The 16,671-nt window shown below is 72.7% G+C and carries 17 protein-coding genes and 1 tRNA gene; 17 read left to right on the forward strand and 1 reads right to left on the reverse strand.

The genetic code is table 11. The features are described from left to right. The first annotated feature begins 14 nt into the window (after window positions 1–14). From MANAM107_RS11330 to MANAM107_RS11410, 17 genes are all read left to right on the forward strand, one after another. Window positions 15–1,193: a DUF559 domain-containing protein gene (locus MANAM107_RS11330; RefSeq protein ID WP_223908504.1), complete on the forward strand. Its 1,179-nt coding sequence runs from the start codon at window positions 15–17 to the stop codon at window positions 1,191–1,193. Window positions 1,194–1,401: 208 nt separating this feature from the next. Then, window positions 1,402–2,511, forward strand: coding sequence for a tRNA (adenine-N1)-methyltransferase (locus tag MANAM107_RS11335; RefSeq protein ID WP_223908507.1), 1,110 nt, complete (start codon window positions 1,402–1,404; stop codon window positions 2,509–2,511). Next, a complete protein-coding gene (gene arc, locus MANAM107_RS11340; protein ID WP_223908510.1) occupies window positions 2,504–4,228 on the forward strand; it encodes a proteasome ATPase in 1,725 nt (574 codons plus the stop codon). The genes MANAM107_RS11335 and arc overlap by 8 nt, the downstream gene beginning before the upstream one ends. Next, window positions 4,225–5,949, forward strand: a complete 1,725-nt coding sequence (locus MANAM107_RS11345; RefSeq protein WP_223908513.1) for a proteasome accessory factor PafA2 family protein — start codon at window positions 4,225–4,227, stop codon at window positions 5,947–5,949. The genes arc and MANAM107_RS11345 overlap by 4 nt, the downstream gene beginning before the upstream one ends. Window positions 5,950–5,984: 35 nt before the next feature. Beyond that, window positions 5,985–6,185 (forward strand): ubiquitin-like protein Pup, encoded by a 201-nt coding sequence (locus MANAM107_RS11350; RefSeq protein ID WP_179901538.1) that lies wholly within the window; start codon window positions 5,985–5,987, stop codon window positions 6,183–6,185. A gap of 2 nt (window positions 6,186–6,187) precedes the next feature. Next, window positions 6,188–7,618, forward strand: coding sequence for a Pup--protein ligase (gene pafA / locus MANAM107_RS11355; RefSeq protein ID WP_223908517.1), 1,431 nt, complete (start codon window positions 6,188–6,190; stop codon window positions 7,616–7,618). A 16-nt stretch (window positions 7,619–7,634) separates the two neighbouring features. After that, window positions 7,635–9,356 (forward strand): hypothetical protein, encoded by a 1,722-nt coding sequence (locus tag MANAM107_RS11360; RefSeq protein ID WP_223908520.1) that lies wholly within the window; start codon window positions 7,635–7,637, stop codon window positions 9,354–9,356. Then, entirely contained in the window at window positions 9,353–10,123 is a 771-nt protein-coding gene (gene hisF / locus MANAM107_RS11365; protein WP_223908523.1) for an imidazole glycerol phosphate synthase subunit HisF, read from the forward strand. Before MANAM107_RS11360 ends, hisF begins: the two co-directional genes overlap by 4 nt. Before the next feature lie 163 nt (window positions 10,124–10,286). Next, complete coding sequence (locus MANAM107_RS11370) at window positions 10,287–10,721, forward strand: DUF4190 domain-containing protein (RefSeq protein ID WP_223908525.1); 435 nt, start codon at window positions 10,287–10,289, stop codon at window positions 10,719–10,721. Next, on the forward strand, window positions 10,722–11,189 hold the full coding sequence (locus MANAM107_RS11375) for a DUF2752 domain-containing protein (RefSeq protein WP_223908527.1): 468 nt from the start codon (window positions 10,722–10,724) through the stop codon (window positions 11,187–11,189). Between the two features lie 56 nt (window positions 11,190–11,245). Beyond that, window positions 11,246–11,764: a DUF4190 domain-containing protein gene (locus tag MANAM107_RS11380; protein WP_223908529.1), complete on the forward strand. Its 519-nt coding sequence runs from the start codon at window positions 11,246–11,248 to the stop codon at window positions 11,762–11,764. Window positions 11,765–11,848: 84 nt separating this feature from the next. Next, complete coding sequence (gene hisI, locus MANAM107_RS11385; RefSeq protein ID WP_223913141.1) at window positions 11,849–12,220, forward strand: phosphoribosyl-AMP cyclohydrolase; 372 nt, start codon at window positions 11,849–11,851, stop codon at window positions 12,218–12,220. Between the two features lie 109 nt (window positions 12,221–12,329). Then, window positions 12,330–13,169, forward strand: coding sequence for an indole-3-glycerol phosphate synthase TrpC (locus MANAM107_RS11390; RefSeq protein WP_373314053.1), 840 nt, complete (start codon window positions 12,330–12,332; stop codon window positions 13,167–13,169). A gap of 21 nt (window positions 13,170–13,190) precedes the next feature. Beyond that, window positions 13,191–14,165, forward strand: a complete 975-nt coding sequence (lgt, locus tag MANAM107_RS11395; protein WP_223913146.1) for a prolipoprotein diacylglyceryl transferase — start codon at window positions 13,191–13,193, stop codon at window positions 14,163–14,165. A 72-nt stretch (window positions 14,166–14,237) separates the two neighbouring features. Then, a complete protein-coding gene (pyk, locus tag MANAM107_RS11400) occupies window positions 14,238–15,668 on the forward strand; it encodes a pyruvate kinase (RefSeq protein ID WP_179900348.1) in 1,431 nt (476 codons plus the stop codon). A 51-nt stretch (window positions 15,669–15,719) separates the two neighbouring features. Next, window positions 15,720–16,007, forward strand: a complete 288-nt coding sequence (locus MANAM107_RS11405) for a ribbon-helix-helix domain-containing protein (RefSeq protein ID WP_223908532.1) — start codon at window positions 15,720–15,722, stop codon at window positions 16,005–16,007. Continuing rightward, window positions 16,004–16,333 (forward strand): type II toxin-antitoxin system RelE/ParE family toxin, encoded by a 330-nt coding sequence (locus tag MANAM107_RS11410; RefSeq protein WP_223908540.1) that lies wholly within the window; start codon window positions 16,004–16,006, stop codon window positions 16,331–16,333. The genes MANAM107_RS11405 and MANAM107_RS11410 overlap by 4 nt, the downstream gene beginning before the upstream one ends. Window positions 16,334–16,555: 222 nt before the next feature. Here the strand turns inward: MANAM107_RS11410 and MANAM107_RS11415 are convergent. Beyond that, window positions 16,556–16,629: transfer RNA gene (locus tag MANAM107_RS11415), tRNA-Leu, on the reverse strand. Between the last annotated feature and the right edge of the window lie 42 nt (window positions 16,630–16,671).

Raw genomic sequence — 16,671 nt, forward strand, 5'->3', positions numbered from 1 at the left:
CGCAACGTTGGCCCATGGAGACGAGCACCCGCGCATCAGCAGCCCTCGGCGGGATCAGCGCCGATATTCACCACCCCCTGGATCGCAGCCTCCTGCCGCGCCTGGTGCGCACCGGGCGCGGCGTGCGGGCGCAACGGCTCGTCTCCGTGGGAGCACGCGCCAGCCGACCCGGCCCGGGCCTGCGCCTGGCCCCCGGCATCCTGTGGGTGCCCCACGAGGAGGCCTCCCGCTGGCAGCACCAGTACACGCTCTGCCTGGCTCGGGCGATCACCGCCCAGGCCACCCAGCGCTCCATGCGCTGCCTGAGCCACACTTCGGCCGCCCTCATCCTGGGACTGCCCATGATGAGCCGGGAGCCGGATGTCTACGTCGCCGTGCCCTCCAGGCCCCGGCAGGTCCGCACCCCGCTGCCGCTGATCGGCGTCCCCTCCAGCGGCCCGCCCCGCCCGCTTCCCGGCCCGGGCCGCCTGTGCCGGCAGGTCTCCTTGTGGCGCCGCCAACTGGACCTCACCGGCGAGGAGATCGCCGTGGTCAATGGGATGGCCGTCACCAGTGCGCTGCGCACCGCCTTCGACTGCGCCTGCGATGAGCCCGCCCACAATGCGCTGGTCATCGCCGACGCCGCGCTGCGACTGGTGTGCCGCCCCCAGCGCCGCCGCCCCTGGGTGCATGAGCGGACCGAGGCCATGGCCCGCAGGGTCTGGGAGGGGCTTTTCGATCGTCACCCCCGTCGTCGAGGGATATCGCAGGCCCGAGCCGTCCTGGCCGCGGCCACCCCGATGGCCGACTCCCCGGGGGAGAGTGCGGCTCGCTGGCTGTCCCTGGCGCTGGGACTGACACCGCCCCGCCCCCAGTACCTGATCGAGACGCGGAGGGGGCAGTACTGGGTGGATCTGTGCTGGCCGGAGCAGGGCATCGTCATCGAGGTCGATGGCCAGGTCAAGTACGAGTCGCCGCAGGACCTCTGGGAGGAGAAGCGGCGCCAGGACGCGATCCAGGCTCAGGGCTGGACCGTCATGCGCATCACCTACGAGGAGTTCTACGACCTCCTGGCCCTGGCCCAGCGCATTGAATCGGTCTTCCCGGCCGGCACCGTGACAGCGGCAGTGCCCGCCGCCGGCATGCTCTGGCCCGGCAGGGGGCTCGACGATGGCCTGCCCGAGGGCTCGATGCTCGCCGCACCGCGCGGGTAGCGGGACAGGATGCGAGTGCGGGGTGCAGAATGCGATGACCCTGCACTCGCTTTCTGCACCCCGCACTCGCATTCTGGGCTGGAGTCTGGGCAGGCGGGTTCTGGGCGGACGGGGCGCGACGCCGTCGGCCGTGGCCCGAACCGCCCCCGCCCTCGCCCGGCGCGCCTGGGGCCTGGCCAATTCCCCGGGAGGCCATAGACTCCACCTGATGACGTCTAGCAGTCCCAGCGCGCCCAGCCCCCAGGACGCGCTGCCCTCAGCCCACCAGCCCCTTCCACGCACCGCCACCCAGGACGTCCTGGGCCAGGCGGGGCGCCGTGGCCCCTTCCGCTACGGCGAGCGCCTCCAGGTCACCGACTCCAAGGGCCGCAAGAGCACCTTCGTCCTGGATGAGCGCGGCTACTTCCAGTCCGTGCGCGGCTCCTTCTACCACCGCGACGTCGTGGGGCTGGCGGAGGGCAGCGTCATCACCACCGACACCGGTCACGAGCTCCTCCTGCTGCGCCCCCTGCTGGCCGACTACGTGCTGTCCATGCCGCGCGGCGCCCAGGTGGTCTACGCCAAGGACTCCGGCCAGATCATCGCCCTGGGCGACATCTTCCCCGGCGCCCGCGTCCTGGAGGCGGGAGTGGGCTCGGGGGCGCTGACCATGAACCTGCTCTCGGCCATCGGCCACAGCGGGCGCCTGATCTCCATCGAGCGGCGCGAGGACTTCGCCCATATCGCCGCCTCCAACGTCGACTCCTGGTTCGGCGGCCACCACCCCGCCTGGGAGCTGCGCACCGGGGACTTCGCCGACGTCGTGGAGGCCTGCGTGGAGCCGGCCAGCATCGACCGCATCGTGCTGGACATGCTCGCCCCCTGGGAGAACGTCGAGGCCGGTGCCCGCGCCCTGGCCCCCGGCGGGGTGTACCTGGCCTACGTGGCCACCGTCACCCAGCTCTCCCGCACCGTGGAGGCCCTGCGCCACAGCGGCCTGTTCACCGAGCCCGAGTCCTGGGAGTCCATGGTGCGCACCTGGAACGTCGACGGCCTGGCGGTGCGCCCCGACCACCGCATGGTCGCCCACACCGGCTTCCTCCTGTCCGCCCGCCGTCTGGCCCCGGGCTCCCAGCCCCTGACGCGCAAGCGGCCGCCTGCCCGCGGCGCCTACGACGAGGGCGGCTACTGGCTGCCCGAGGATGTCAAGGAGCGCACCAGCACCGACAAGAAGGTCCGCCGCGTCCTGCGCGACACCCGCGCCAAGCAGCCCGACGACGCCACCCCCGTCCTGCCCGGGACCCCGCAGCCAGCCCAGAGCGGAGGCAGCCATGACTGACGCCAGCGACCACCGCAGCCCGGCCGAGGCAGCCCGGAGCCGGGGCCGCGGCGACCAGGACTTCGCCAGCCACCAGCTGCGCGAGGCCCGCGCCGAGGCCGTGAGCCTGAGCGCCAAGAACGAGCGCCTCGTCGCCGCCCTGACCAGCGCCCGCGAGCGCATCGCCGAGCTCGGCGCCCAGCTCGACGAGGTCACCCTGCCGCCGGTGACCCTCGGCCTGCTCACCAGCCTGCCGACCGCCAGTGCGCCGCGGGGCGGGGCGGGGCGGGGCCGCGAATCGGAGGATGACCACAGGCCCCGCGAGGTGGGGGTCAACCTCTCGGGGCGCCACATGCACCTGGGGGTCCACCCCAGCGTGCCCCAGGAGGACCTCCAGGTGGGCAGGACCGTGGCCGTCAACGACCAGCTCCTCGTGGTCGACACCCTCCCGCCGCCCCAGACCGGTGAGACGGTCACCCTCGATGAGGTCCTGGGCCCCACCCGGGTGCTGGCCACCAGCGCCTCGGGTTCCGAGCGGGTCCTGACCCTGGCCTCCCACCTGGATGCCGCCGGTCTCAAGCCCGGTGACACCCTGGCCGCCGACCTGCGGGCCGACGTGGTCACGGCGGTGGTCGAGCGCACGAGTGTCGAGCAGCTGGTGGTCACCGAGACCCCGGATGTCTCCTGGGAGGACATCGGTGGCCTGGGCGCCCAGATCCAGGAGATCCGCGACGCCCTGGAGCTGCCCTTCAAGCACCCCGGCCTCTACCGCTCCTACGGGCTGCGCCCGCCCAAGGGCCTGCTGCTCTACGGGCCCCCCGGATGCGGCAAGACGCTCATCGCCAAGGCCGTGGCCACCTCCCTGGCCTCGACCACTCATGGGAGCTCGCGCAGCCCCGCCTTCCTCAACATCAAGGGGCCCGAGCTGCTGAGCAAGTTCGTGGGGGAGACCGAGCGCCAGATCCGGGCGATCTTCGAGCAGGCCCGCAAGGCCGCCGCCGAGGACCGGCCCGTGGTGGTGTTCTTCGACGAGATGGAGGCCCTGTTCCGCACTCGGGGCACCGGGGTGTCCAATGATGTGGAGACCACGATCGTGCCCCAGGTGCTGGCCGAGATCGACGGCGTGGAGGCCCTGCGCAATGTGCTCATCATCGGGGCCTCCAACCGGGAGGACATGATCGACCCCGCGGTCCTGCGGCCCGGGCGCCTGGATCTGAAGATCCGCATCGAGCGCCCCGACGCCGTGGGGGCTGAGGAGATCCTGGCCAAGCACCTGACCGCCGAGCTCCCCCTGGATCCCGCCGAGCTGGCGGCACGCAAGGGGGACCGGGCGGCCACGGCCGCGGCCCTGCGGCGCGCCGCTATCGACGCCCTGTACGCCAAGACCGCCGGGACCGCCGTCCTGGAGGTCGTCTACGTCGACGGGACCATCGAGACCCTGCACCTGTCGGACCTGGTCAGTGGGGCGATGCTCGCCGCCGTGGTGGCCAGGGCCAAGACCGCCTCCATCAAGGACGAGCTGGCCGGGGGCAGTGGCGGCCTGAGCACGGCCCGGGTCCTGGAGGCGGTGACCGCCGAGGCCCGTCGCAGTGAGGAGGTCACCGGGGCCAACACCCCCGAGGGCTGGACGCGCGTCCTGGGCGGCAGGCGCGGGGTGGTGCGCAGCGTGCGGCGCCTGGGCCCGCGGCCCACGGGGACCCAGGGCCGGCGGCCCGGTGGGACGCAGGTGCGGCGATGAGCGGCAGTGCGCTGGGGCCGGTGCGGCGCCCCGTGGGCCTGGAGACCGAGTACGGGGTGCTGGGCCAGCCCGGGGCCGGGGGCGGCCCCAACAGCCCTGGCATCCCCTCCGCCCCCGCCAACCCCATGGTCATGGCCTCCCAGATCGTCCAGGCCTATGCGGTGCGCTCACGAGCGGGCCTGGTAGGGCCCGATGGCCGGAGCGCTCCGGCGGTGCGCTGGGACTATGAGGGGGAGGACCCGCTGGCGGACATGCGCGGAGGCCGCCTGGATCGCGCCGACGCCGACCCCAGCCAGCTCACCGACGACCCCGAGCGCCCCGCGCCGAGCGCCGCCCCGCCCTGGGGGGACCGCCCCCGCCCCAGCGCCGAGGAGGCGAACCTGCCCCGGGCCACCACCGCGGTGCTGCCCAACGGGGCGCGCCTCTACGTCGATCACGCCCACCCCGAGTACTCCTCGCCCGAGGTGCTCACCCCCCGCGACGCCCTGGTGTGGGACCGGGCCGGGGAGGTCATCGCCAGGCGCGCCATGGCCGCCCATCTCCGGGACCTTCCCGGTCAGGAGATCGTGCTGTACAAGAACAATGTCGATGGCAAGGGCGCCTCCTACGGCTCCCACGAGAACTACCTGGTGGAGCGCTCGGTGCCCTTCGCCTCCCTGGCCGCGGGCCTGACCCCCTTCCTGGTCACCCGCCCCGTCATGGTGGGCGCCGGGCGCGTGGGCCTGGGGCAGCGCAGCCAGGAGCCCGGCTTCCAGATCAGCCAGCGCGCCGACTACATCGAGTCCGCCATCGGGCTGCAGACCACCTTCAACCGGCCCATCATCAACACCCGGGATGAGCCCCATGCCGACGCCGGCCGCTTCCGCCGCCTGCATGTCATCAACGGCGACGCCAACCGCTTCGATGTGCCCATCTACCTCAAGGTCGCCTCCACCAGCCTCATGCTGTGGCTCCTGGAGCACTCCCATCGCCTGGGGCGGGGCCTGGGCGCCCTGGAGGGCCTGGAATTGTGCGGGGATGCGGTGGAGGAGTGCTGGGCGGTCTCCCATGACACGGCGCTGACCCACCACCTGGCCACCCGCAGCGGCCCCATGACGGCCCTGGAGATCCAGCGGGCCTGCCTGGCGGCCGTCGAGGAGGTGGTGCGCCAGGGCTGCGGGGGCGCCGATGGCGCTGGTGGGGTCGCCGAGCACGCAGCGGATCAGGCGGATGCGGCCCTGTCGGTGTGGCGCCAGTGCCTGGACGCCCTGGAGCAGTGGGCGGCCCGGCGCAGCGGCCCGGCCCCCGCCCTGGTGGAGTGGGTGGCCAAGCTCGAGCTGTGCGAGGCCATGCGGGCCCGCTCGGGCACGGGCTGGGACGACCCCCGCCTGGCGGCCCTGGACATCCAGTGGGCCGACCTGCGGGAGGGCAGGTCGGTGGTGGACAAGCTCGACGCCGCCGGCCGCATCCACCGCCTGGTCAACCCCGATGAGGTCGAGGCCGCGGCCGATACCCCGCCCCGGGGCACCAGGGCCGCGGTCCGTGGCGCCGCCGTGGCCCACCAGCCCGCCGTCGTGGCGGCCTCCTGGACCTCCCTGGTCCTGGACCCGCCCGGCCGTCCCAGCCTCCTGCGCCTGGAGCTTCCCGGGGCGGTGGCCCTCAGCGACGATGAGACCGCCGCCATGATCGAGGCGATTGGTCGAGCGGCGCAGCCTGGGGGAGACTTGCCCCCACAGGACTGATCGAGGCCCCAGGCACAGCCCAGGAGGACAGCACCATGACACCCGTGACGCCGCAGACCGCAGGGCAGGGACGCATCCAGGCCGCCGGTGGCCCCGAGGCCCCCCAGGACGACGCCGTCACGGGCGCCCAGGTGCAGGTCACCGGCGTGGATGAGATCCTCGACGAGATCGACTCCGTCATCGAGACCAATGCGGCGGCCTTCGTCCAAGGATTCGTCCAGAAGGGCGGCCAGTGAGGATGAGCGGCTCACGCCCCACGGCACGCCGCATTATCGGGATCGAGACCGAGTACGGCATCACCTGCGCCTCGGGCACGGCAGGCCCGCCGCCCATGGACGCCGACCAGGCCGCCCGGGCCCTGTTCGACCCCATCATCCAGCGCGGGCGCTCCTCCAATGTCTTCACCCGCTCCGGGGGGCGCCTCTACCTCGACGTCGGCTCCCACCCCGAGTACGCCACCGCCGAGTGCGACCGCCTGGAGGACCTGCTGGCCCAGGACCGCGCCGGCGACCTCATCATGGCCGACCTGGCCGACCAGGCCAATGCGCGCCTGGAGGACAGGGGCGTGACCGGGCGCATCCACCTGCTGAAGAACAACCTGGACGCCGAGGGCAACGGCTTCGGCTGCCACGAGAACTACCTGGTGCGCCGCTCGGGGAGCTTCTGGCAGGACGCCCAGACCCTGGTGCCCCACCTGGTCACCCGCCAGATCCTCGTGGGGGCCGGGCACATCGCCCCCGATGCGCGCGGGCGGGCGCGCTACTGCTTCTCCCAGCGCGCCGATCAGACCTGGGAGGCGCTCTCGGCGGCTACCACCCGGGCCCGCCCCATGATCAACACCCGCGATGAGCCGCACGCCGACGCCGAGCGCTACCGGCGGATGCACATCATCGTCGGGGACTCCAGCATCGCCCAGGGCTCCACCCTGCTCAAGGCCGGGGCCATGGATCTGCTGCTGGACTACCTGGAGTCCGGCGGTGACCTGTCCGACCTGGCCCTGGCCGAGCCCATGCGCGCCATCCGGGAGGTCAGCAGCGACCTGAGGGCCGCTGTGGCCCTGGAGCTGGCCGATGGGAGAACCATCACTCCGGTCGACCTGCAGCACGAGCACCTGGAGCGGGTCACCGCCCACGTCCAGGCCGAGCTCGACCCCACCGACCTGCAGCGCCAGGTCCTCGACCTGTGGGGCCGGGGCCTGGAGGCGGTGCGCTCGGGCCGGTATGAGGCCGTGGCCGCGGAGCTGGACTGGGCGGCCAAGCTCCAGCTGCTCACCCGCTACACCCAGCGCACCGGCGCCCGGCTCGATGATCCGCGGGTGGCCCGACTCGCTCTGGCCTACCACGACGTCACCAGTGGGGAGGGGCTGCGGCCCCGCCTGGAGCGGGCGGGGCTGCTGCGCCGCTACATCGACCAGGAGGCCTGCCGGGCGGCGGTGACCCGGCCGCCCGCCACCACGCGCGCCCGCCTGCGGGGCGCGGCCGTGGCCCGTGCCGAGGACCTGCGCCTGGACCTCAGTGTGGACTGGGTGAGCCTGAGGCTGGACGACGGCGTCTGCCGCCCCGTCAGCCTGACCGACCCCTTCCGGGCTGTTGATGAGCGTGTCGATGCGCTCCTGGCGGCCATGGATGACCGGGGTCTCGACCCCGGTGCCGGGATGCGGCCAGCATGATGAGAAGATGCATCCGATGAGCAGCACACCGAGCACGCCCCCGGGGGCCGACGGCCCGCCGTTGACCCGTCGTCAGCGGCGCGCCCTGGAGCGCGCCCAGGAGGAGGCCCAGCGCGCCAGCACCGGCCAGGTGCCGCTCCAGCAGCAGGCTCAGGGCCCGGGGCGGGCTCAGCAGCCCGCATCGCAGTCGGCCAGCGCCACCTGGAAGCCCTCGGCGACAGACATGCCCGCGGTCCGCAAGCCCGCCGCGCAGGCCCGCGCCCAGGGCCGGCCCGCACCCCAGGCCCGGTCGGGCGCGACACCCGCCTCAGCGGTCGGCGCTGCACCTGCCTCGGCGGCTGGTGGGGCCGTGGCCTGGAAGCCGGTTGCGCCCGCCCGGCCTGCCGCGCCACCGGCGGCTCAGCCCGCTCCGGCCGCCCGCCCGGTTCCCGAGGCCCGGCCCGCTCCGGCCGGCCGGCCCACTCCAGTTGCCCAGCCCGTTCCTGTCACTGCTGGGCCCGCCGCGCCGTCCCCGGTGCCGGCATCCCCGGAGCCGGCCCCCCGGGACCGGATGCCCCGGGGCTCCGGGCCCCAGGAGGAGGCGCAGGCCCCGCAGGAACCGCAGGCCCTGGAGCCCGCCGCGGCCACCGGCCCCCAGAAGGCCATCGGGGCGGCCCTGGGCAGGCGGCCCCGGGGCCTGCTGGCCATCGCCCTGGCCGGCGTCGTCGTCCTGGTCATGGTGCTCGGGCCGCTGGCCGTGAAGAACCTCGGACTGCGCGGCGAGCAGGGGCAGGCCAGCGCCCAGGCCCTGGAGACGGTCCTGTCGGGCGACGACCCCCTGGAGTCCGTCGTCGAGGTCGCCGGGAGGCCGGGCGTGGTGCCCGTGGTCTCCCTCAAGGGGGCCCTGACCCCGGCCACCTCCCTGCACGAGGACCTCCTGGTGGAGGGCACCGGCCGCACCGTGAGCCAGGGCGACGCCGTCCTGCTGTCGATCTCCACCTTCTCCGGGCTCGACGGGCGCAACACCACCGGCACCGAGACAGGGGCCTCCCTGCGCACGGTCATGCTCGATGACGCCCTGGGCGAGGAGCTCGACAAGGCCATCGAGGGCAAGACCGAGGGCTCCCGGGTGGTGCTGCGCGCCCCCCACGAGGAGGACGGGGAGCTGACCACCGAGATCACCGTGATCGACATCCTTCCCACCGTGGCCACCGGGGAGGAGCGCGAGCCCACCAGCGGCATGCCGGCGGTGACCATCGACAAGGACGGCGCGGCCCAGATCTCAGTCCAGGGGCTCTCCGCACCCACCACCTCCAGTATCACCACCCTCGTCCAGGGCCAGGGGCCGCAGGTGGGCAGGGACGACCTGCTCATCGCCCGCTACTCCATCGTCAACTGGTCCACCGGCCAGGTCTCGGGCACCTCCGCCTACGGCACCACCGTTCTGCCGCGCTCCATCGACATGAGGAACACCCTGGCCGGGGTCTCCCAGCTGCTGGTCGATGTGCCCGTGGGCTCACGGGTGGTCCTGGCCCTGCCCGCCGATCAGGCGCGGGGGGAGGACGCGGTGGCCGTGGTCATCGACGTGCTGGCCATCGCCTCGCGCGACGACGCCCCGGCCACCGTCCCGGCCACCGAGCCCGCCGCCCCCACGGCCACACCGACCGCGCCCCCAACGGCCGCCCCCACCGCCACGCCCGCAGCCCTGCCCGAGGCCACGCCCGAGGCCACTGCCGCTTCCGGAGAGGAGAGGCCATGAGCCTGGCCATCCGCGTCATCCCCTGCCTGGACGTCAAGGACGGGCGCGTGGTCAAGGGAGTGAACTTCCAGGGGCTGCGGGACGCCGGCGACCCCGTGGAGCTGGCCGCCCGCTACGACGAGCAGGGGGCCGACGAGATCACCTTCCTGGACGTCTCGGCCTCCAGCGAGGGCCGCTCGACCATGATGGAGGTGGTCTCGCGCACCGCCGAGCAGGTCTTCGTGCCCCTGACCGTCGGCGGCGGGGTGCGCAGCGCCCAGGACGTCGACCGGCTCCTGGGGGCCGGGGCCGACAAGGTCGGGGTCAACACCGCCGCCATCGCCCGCCCCGAGCTCATCGGAGAGATCGCCCGGCGCTTCGGCAGTCAGGTGCTCGTGCTCTCGGTCGACGCCCGGCGCTGCCCCGAGGGCGTGAGCACCGAGTCCGGCTACGAGGTCACCACCCATGGGGGACGGCGCTCCACCGGTATCGACGCCGTGGCCTGGGCGGTGCGGGCCACCGAGTTGGGGGCGGGCGAGATCCTGCTCAACTCCATGGACGCCGACGGCGTCACCGGCGGCTTCGACACTGAGATGATCGACGCGGTGCGGCGCGAGGTGGGCGTGCCCCTCATCGCCTCAGGAGGGGCGGGACGGCCCGAGGACTTCGCCCGGGCCGCCGACCACGGCGCCGACGCCGTCCTGGCCGCCTCGGTCTTCCACTACGGGACCATGACCGTGGGCCAGGCCAAGGAGGCCCTGCGCCGCGCCGGGCACCCGGTGCGCTGAGGGCGGGCCACGGGGCATGGCCGCCCCGGGCGGCGGTGGGCAGTCCTCCCCTTTGCCTCGGCCCGACGGCTTCGGTATCCTCCGATCGGTTACGGTCCTCCTGTGACCTGTACCATGTCAGGGCGCCCCTCGGCAGCGCCCACCTCATCAGATCAGGATCCCCATGAGCACCTACCCCGGCCAGCCCGGACCGTACGACCCCAACGGCCAGGACCCTTACGCCTCCAGCCCCAATGCCGGGCAGGCCTATCCGGGCCAGCCCTACCCGGATCAGCAGATGTACAATCCCGCCGCCCAGCAGCCCTATCCGGGCCAGGCCGGCTACGGGGCGCCCTACGGCGGATACATGCCCAATCCCACCGAGAAGAACTGGATGGGCATCACCTCCCTGGTGCTGGGGATCTTCAGCGTGTGCTGCTGGGGTATCCCGGGTGTCATCGCGGTGATCTTCGGCATCCTCGGCATTCAGGCGGTCAATAATGGGGAGGCTGACAATAAGGGGCTGTCGATCGCCGGTATTGTCATTGCCGGGGCTTCTTGGGTGCTACTGATCATTCTGTGGATTCTGGGCGCATTGAATAGTTCTCTGAGTTCCTGAATGGATACACTCGTGGTCCATGCCGCCGCCCATCCACAGGTGCGCCGTTGCCGCTCCTCTCGTCTATGGCTGGGCGCCGCCACGCTGCTGAGCCTGCCCGTGGTGGCGGTGATCGGGGGAGGGGTCCTCTTCCCCCGCACCTTCTCCGTGGTCCCGGAGCTGTGCCTCATGCACCGCAGCACCGGGCTGTGGTGCCCCCTGTGCGGGGGGACGCGGGCCACCGCCGCCCTCATCCACGGGGACCTGCCCACAGCCCTGGGTTACAACCCCTTCGCCCTGGCCATCGAGCTCGTCGCCCTCCTGGTGGTCCTGCGCTGGCTCCTGCGCAGGATCCGGGGAGCGCAGGGAGCCTTCCTCACCGGCTGGGAGGCCACCGGCCTCCTGGTATCCACGGGCATCTTCTTCGTGGTGAGGAACCTACCGGGGATGTGGGTGCATATGGGTCCCCTCCTGGGGCCCCCGGGGTGAGCCGGCACCGTGACAGCATGGCAATGGAGGGGCGTGATGATGGAGAGGACTGCCCGATGACCGAGGATCCCTACCCGCCCTCAGGGCCGACCGGCGGCTCGCCCTGGGAGCATCACCTGCAGCAGCCCGGGGCGGCGGGAGGCGGCCACGACGGCCCCTACGCCGCCGTCGGGAGCCACCCGCCGGCGGGGGCGCCCGATCTGCCCGGGTACCCCGCGCCGTACGGCCATCCGCCGGGCGCCCACCCCGGCTACTACGCGGGCGCCTACCCGCCGGGGGCGCACCCCCGGCCCGATGAGATGAACTGGGCGGGGATCACCTCCCTGGTCTTGTCCCTGAGCTCGTTGGTGATCTCCTTGTTCGCCTTCCCCCTGGGAGGCGTCGCCCTGGTGATCTCCCTCGTGCTGGGGATCCTCGGCCTGGGTGCGGCGCGCGAGGGCAGGGCGACCAACAGGGGCGTGGCCCTGGCCGGTGTCATCATCTCGGCGGTGCTCATCGTCCTGGGAGTCCTGGTGATCATCATCCTGATCGCCATCTTCGGCGCCTTCATCCATGGCCTGGAATCGACGCCGTGAGACACTGCCGCGGTGACCACCTCCCAGGCCCCTGACACCCAGGCCCCTGACACCCAGGCCCCGGGCGGCAGCCCCGCAGGTGCCCTGAGCCCCTCGATCGCCCAGCGCCTCAAGCGCGATCCGGCCGGCCTGGTGTGCGCCGTCATCCAGCAGCACGACACCCGCGAGGTGCTCATGGTCGGCTGGATGGACGACGAGGCCCTGGCCCGCACCCTGAGCCAGGGGCGGGTGACCTTCTGGTCCCGCTCCCGCGGCGAGTACTGGCGCAAGGGCGACACCTCGGGGCACGCCCAGTACGTCAAGGCCGTCCACCTGGACTGCGACGGCGATGCCCTGCTCATCGAGGTCGATCAGGTGGGGGCGGCCTGCCACACCGGTCGGCGCACCTGCTTCCTGGAGGGCGGGGACCTGGGCGCCGTCGTCGGCGCCCGCCCCGCCGGCGGGACGCCGGCCTGAGGAGGCGGCCCGGGGGCGGATTTGCCTCGCGAGCCCCGGGCCGACGACGATGGTGCCCATCGCCGTCCAGGCCCACCTGCTCCGGCGGATCTGTGGAAGGAGGTGCGCGGTGGCCATCGACCAGACCGGGCGTTTCGAGCAGATCGCCGCCCAGGCGCGCGCGGCCGCCGACCAGCGCGCCAGTCGCGTCCCCCTGCGCCGGATCAAGGAGATGGCACGCCTGGCCCCCGGGGCCAGGGAGGCGCGCCAGGTGCTGCGCGCACCGGGGTGCACCGTCAGCGTCATCGCCGAGGTCAAGCGCTCCACGGCCACCTTCGCCGACCTCAGCGGATGCGGCGCGCCGGGGGTCCTGGCCCGCTTCTACGCCGCCGGGGGAGCGGCCTGCGTCTCGGTGGTCACCGGCCCGCGCGGGGCTCACGGCTCCCTGGAGGACCTCGATGACGTGAGGGCCGCGGTGGAGGTGCCCGTCCTGGCCAACGACCTGGTCGTCACCCCCTACCAGGTCCATGAGGCCCGCGCCCACGGCGCCGACCTGCTCATGCTCGACGCGCGCCTGGAGCCGCTGGTCCTCCAGGGCCTCATCGACCGGGTCCACTCCCTGGGGATGTGCGCGGTGGTCAAGGTGCGCACCCGGCGCGAGGCGCTGACCACCATCGAGTCCGGCGGGCGGATCGTGGCCATCAGCGCCCGCGACCCCGACACCCTGGCGGTCGACCGCGCCCGCTTCGAGCAGGTCGCGGAGGTCCTGCCCGCCGAGGTCATCAGGATCGTCGCCGGGGGAGTCCGGGGCCCCCACGACGTCATGGACTTCGCCCGCTGCGGCGCCGACGTCGTCCTGGTGGGGGAGGCCGTCATCCGCTCCACCGACCCCCAGCAGTTCGTCGCCGAGCTGGTCGCCGCCGGCGCCCACCCCTCCCTGCTCCACGCCACCCACCGAGAGGCCCCCTGAGTGCTCACCAGTGCCCCTGCCATGATCGCGGCCGCCGCTGCGCCCGCCTCCCTGCCCAGTCCCTCGACCGGGGTGTGGTACATCGGCCCCTTCCCGCTGAGGGCCTACGCCCTGTGCATCCTCGCGGGCGTCTTCGTGGCCGTGTGGTGGTCGGGCAGGCGCTACGAGGCCCGCGGCGGGGACAGGGACACCGTCCTGGACGTGGCCCTCCTGGCGGTCCCGGCGGGGATCCTCGGCGCCCGCATCTACCACGTCCTGTCCTCCCCGGACGCCTACGTCGGCCCGGGCGGGGACCTGGCCCTCATCCCCCAGATCTGGAGGGGCGGGCTGGGCATCTGGGGCGGCATCGCCGCCGGGGTCGCCGCCGGTGCCTGGCTCATGAGGCGCCGCGGCCTGCGCCTGGCGCCCCTGGCCGACGCCGTGGCCCCCGCCCTCCTGGTGGCCCAGGCCATCGGCCGCCTGGGCAACTGGTTCAACCAGGAGCTCTTCGGCGCGCCCACCACCCTGCCCTGGGGGCTGGAGATCGACGCCGCCCACCTGCCCCCGGGGTATCCGTCCGGCACGCTGTTCCACCCGACCTTCCTCTACGAGGCCCTGTGGAACCTCGCCGGTGCGGCCTTCCTGGTGTGGCTGGGGCGCCGGCTCCTGGCCCGCGACGGCGTCACCGGGGGCAGGCTCCTGTGGGCCTACCTCATGGTCTACACCGCGGGGCGGGTGTGGATCGAGGCACTGCGCATCGACGAGGCCGAGACCATCGCGGGCCTGCGCCTGAACGTGTGGACCTCGGTGATCATCTTCGCGGTGGGGGCCGTGGGCCTGGTCCTGGCCTCCCGCGGGGTGCCCCGCAGGCTCGACGACGCCATCGCCGATACCACCCGGCCCGCCGCGGAGCAGGAGAGCACTGGGGATCGGGGCGTCGGAGACCGTGAGGACGGCGAGGAGGAGAGCCAGGACGGCGAGGAGGACTCCCAGGTCACTGACGGCCGGGAACGGTGACGATAGTCCCAACTCGTGCGAGTATCGGGCACCTGCTCGGCCAAGCGCATGCGCGTCCCTTAGGCTTGACCCATGCGCAGAGCCAAGATCGTATGCACCCTCGGACCCGCCACCGACTCGCCCGAGCAGGTGCAAGCCCTGGTGGACGCGGGCATGAATGTCGCGCGTATCAACCGCTCGCACGGGCGGGTGGAGGACCACGAGGAGGTCATCGGGCGGGTGCGCGCCGCCGCCGAGGCCTCCGGCCGGGCCATCGCCGTCCTGGTCGACCTCCAGGGCCCCAAGATCCGCCTGGGCAAGTTCGTCAACGACCAGAAGGTCATGCTCAACAAGGGCGATGAGTTCACCATCACCACCGATGACGTGCTGGGCACGGTCAAGCGCTGCTCGACCACCTTCAAGGGCCTGCCCGGGGACTGCCGCCCGGGCGACCGCCTGCTCATCGACGACGGCAACGTGGCGGTGCGCGTCGTCGCGGTGACCGACACCGATGTGGTCACCCGGGTCGAGGTCCCCGGCTTCGTGTCGAACAACAAGGGCATCAACCTGCCGGGCGTGGCGGTCTCGGTGCCGGCCCTGTCGGAGAAGGACCGCGTGGACCTGCGCTGGGCCCTGGAGGTCGGTGCCGACTTCATCGCCCTGTCCTTCGTGCGCAACGCCGACGACATCAAGGACGTCCACGAGATCATGGACGAGGTCGGGGTGCGCATCCCCGTCATCGCCAAGATCGAGAAGCCCCAGGCGGTGGAGAACCTCTTCGACATCGTCTCGGCCTTCGACGGCATCATGGTGGCCCGCGGCGACCTGGGCGTCGAGATGCCCCTGGAGGCGGTGCCGCTGGTGCAGAAGCGGGCCATCGAGCTGGCCCGCCGTCAGGCCAAGCCGGTCATCGTGGCCACCCAGGTCCTGGAGTCCATGATCCAGAACCCCCGGCCCACCCGCGCCGAGGCCTCGGACTGCGCCAACGCCATCCTCGACGGCGCCGACGCCGTCATGCTCTCCGGTGAGACCTCCGTGGGCGCCTACCCGATCGAGGCCGTGCGCACCATGGCCCGCATCATCGAGAACGTGGAGGAGAACGGCGGGGAGCGCATCGCCGAGCTCGGCTCCTACCCGCAGACCCGCGGCGGCGCCCTGACCCGCGCCGCCGCCGAGATGGGCGAGCAGCTCGACATCACCTACCTGGTCACCTTCACCCAGTCCGGTGACACCGCCCGGCGCCTGTCCCGCCTGCGCTCCCCGATCCCGCTGCTGGCCTTCACGCCCCTGGACTCCACCCGCAACCAGCTCGCGGTCTCCTGGGGGGTCAACACCTACAGGGTCCCCGCGGTCCAGCACACCGACGACATGGTCGCCCAGGTCGATGAGATCCTCCAGGACAAGCACCTGGCGCAGGCCGGGGACACCGTCGTCATCGTGGCGGGCATGCCCCCGGGCACCCCCGGTTCGACCAACTCCATCCGCATCCACACCGTGGGGGAGACGGTCGACTACAAGGCCTGAGCGCAGGCGGCTGTGATCGCAGTGCACATGAGCAGTTGAGGAGATCTGGTCGTGTCCCATGAGTTGAAGGAGCTGAGCATCACCCTGCCCGAAGAGGTGGCGGTGGCGCTGGCCGAGCGGGTGGTCTCGGGCGCCTATGACAGCGAGAGCGAGGTCGTGCGCGACGGCCTCATCGACCTGTTCCTCCGCGAGGAGGCCGCTGAGACCTGGCTGCACGAGGAGGTGGGGGAGGCCTACGACGAGTTGCGCGACCACCCCTGCCTGGCGTGGGACGTCCAGGGCGTGCGCGCCCATCTGGCCGAGGCTCACGCCCATCACCAGGCACGGCCCCGGCCGTGAACCCCGACGTCGTCTTCTCGCCGTGGGCGCTGCGCCACATGACCGGGCTCTACCGGCGGATCGCCGAGGAGTCCGGCTCCTCCGACCTGGCCGAGGCCTACCTGTCGGCCATCATGGACCGCTGCGAGGCCCTGGCCGAGTTCCCCCTGACCGGGCGACTCCGCGACGACATCCGGCCCCATCTGCGCACTGTGGGGTTCAGGAATCGCGTCGTCATCGCCTTCGCCGTCTGCGACAACCGGATCGAGGTCCTCGGCGTCCACTTCGGGGGCCGCGATCATGACGGGCTGCAGCGCGGAGAGGCACCCACCGTTCACGTCGACTGACCCCGTGCTGCACATCTTCAGCACGGCCCGGCGAGGAGGGCTGACAGGATCGTGCGGAAAGGCCGGGGCCGTTGGCTGGTCCGGGGCCTGAGGATATGCAACGAGCGCGCACCCCTGGTCCCGAGTCCGAAAGCGCTGCGTCAAGGCTGCACTCCCATCCGGTGGGCACCTCGGCCGAATGGGGGGGACAGTTCGATCCGGAGGGGATCGTGGGGCCCGGGGTACCTCCGGTGGGACTCGAACCCACAACACTCCGATTTTGAGTCGGATGCCTCTGCCAATTGGGCTACGGAGGCGGCGCGTCCGCTCTCGAGCGGCGCCACGAGCCGAAGCATACT

This window comes from Actinomyces capricornis (assembly GCF_019974135.1).
GTDB classification, from domain to species: domain Bacteria; phylum Actinomycetota; class Actinomycetes; order Actinomycetales; family Actinomycetaceae; genus Actinomyces; species Actinomyces capricornis.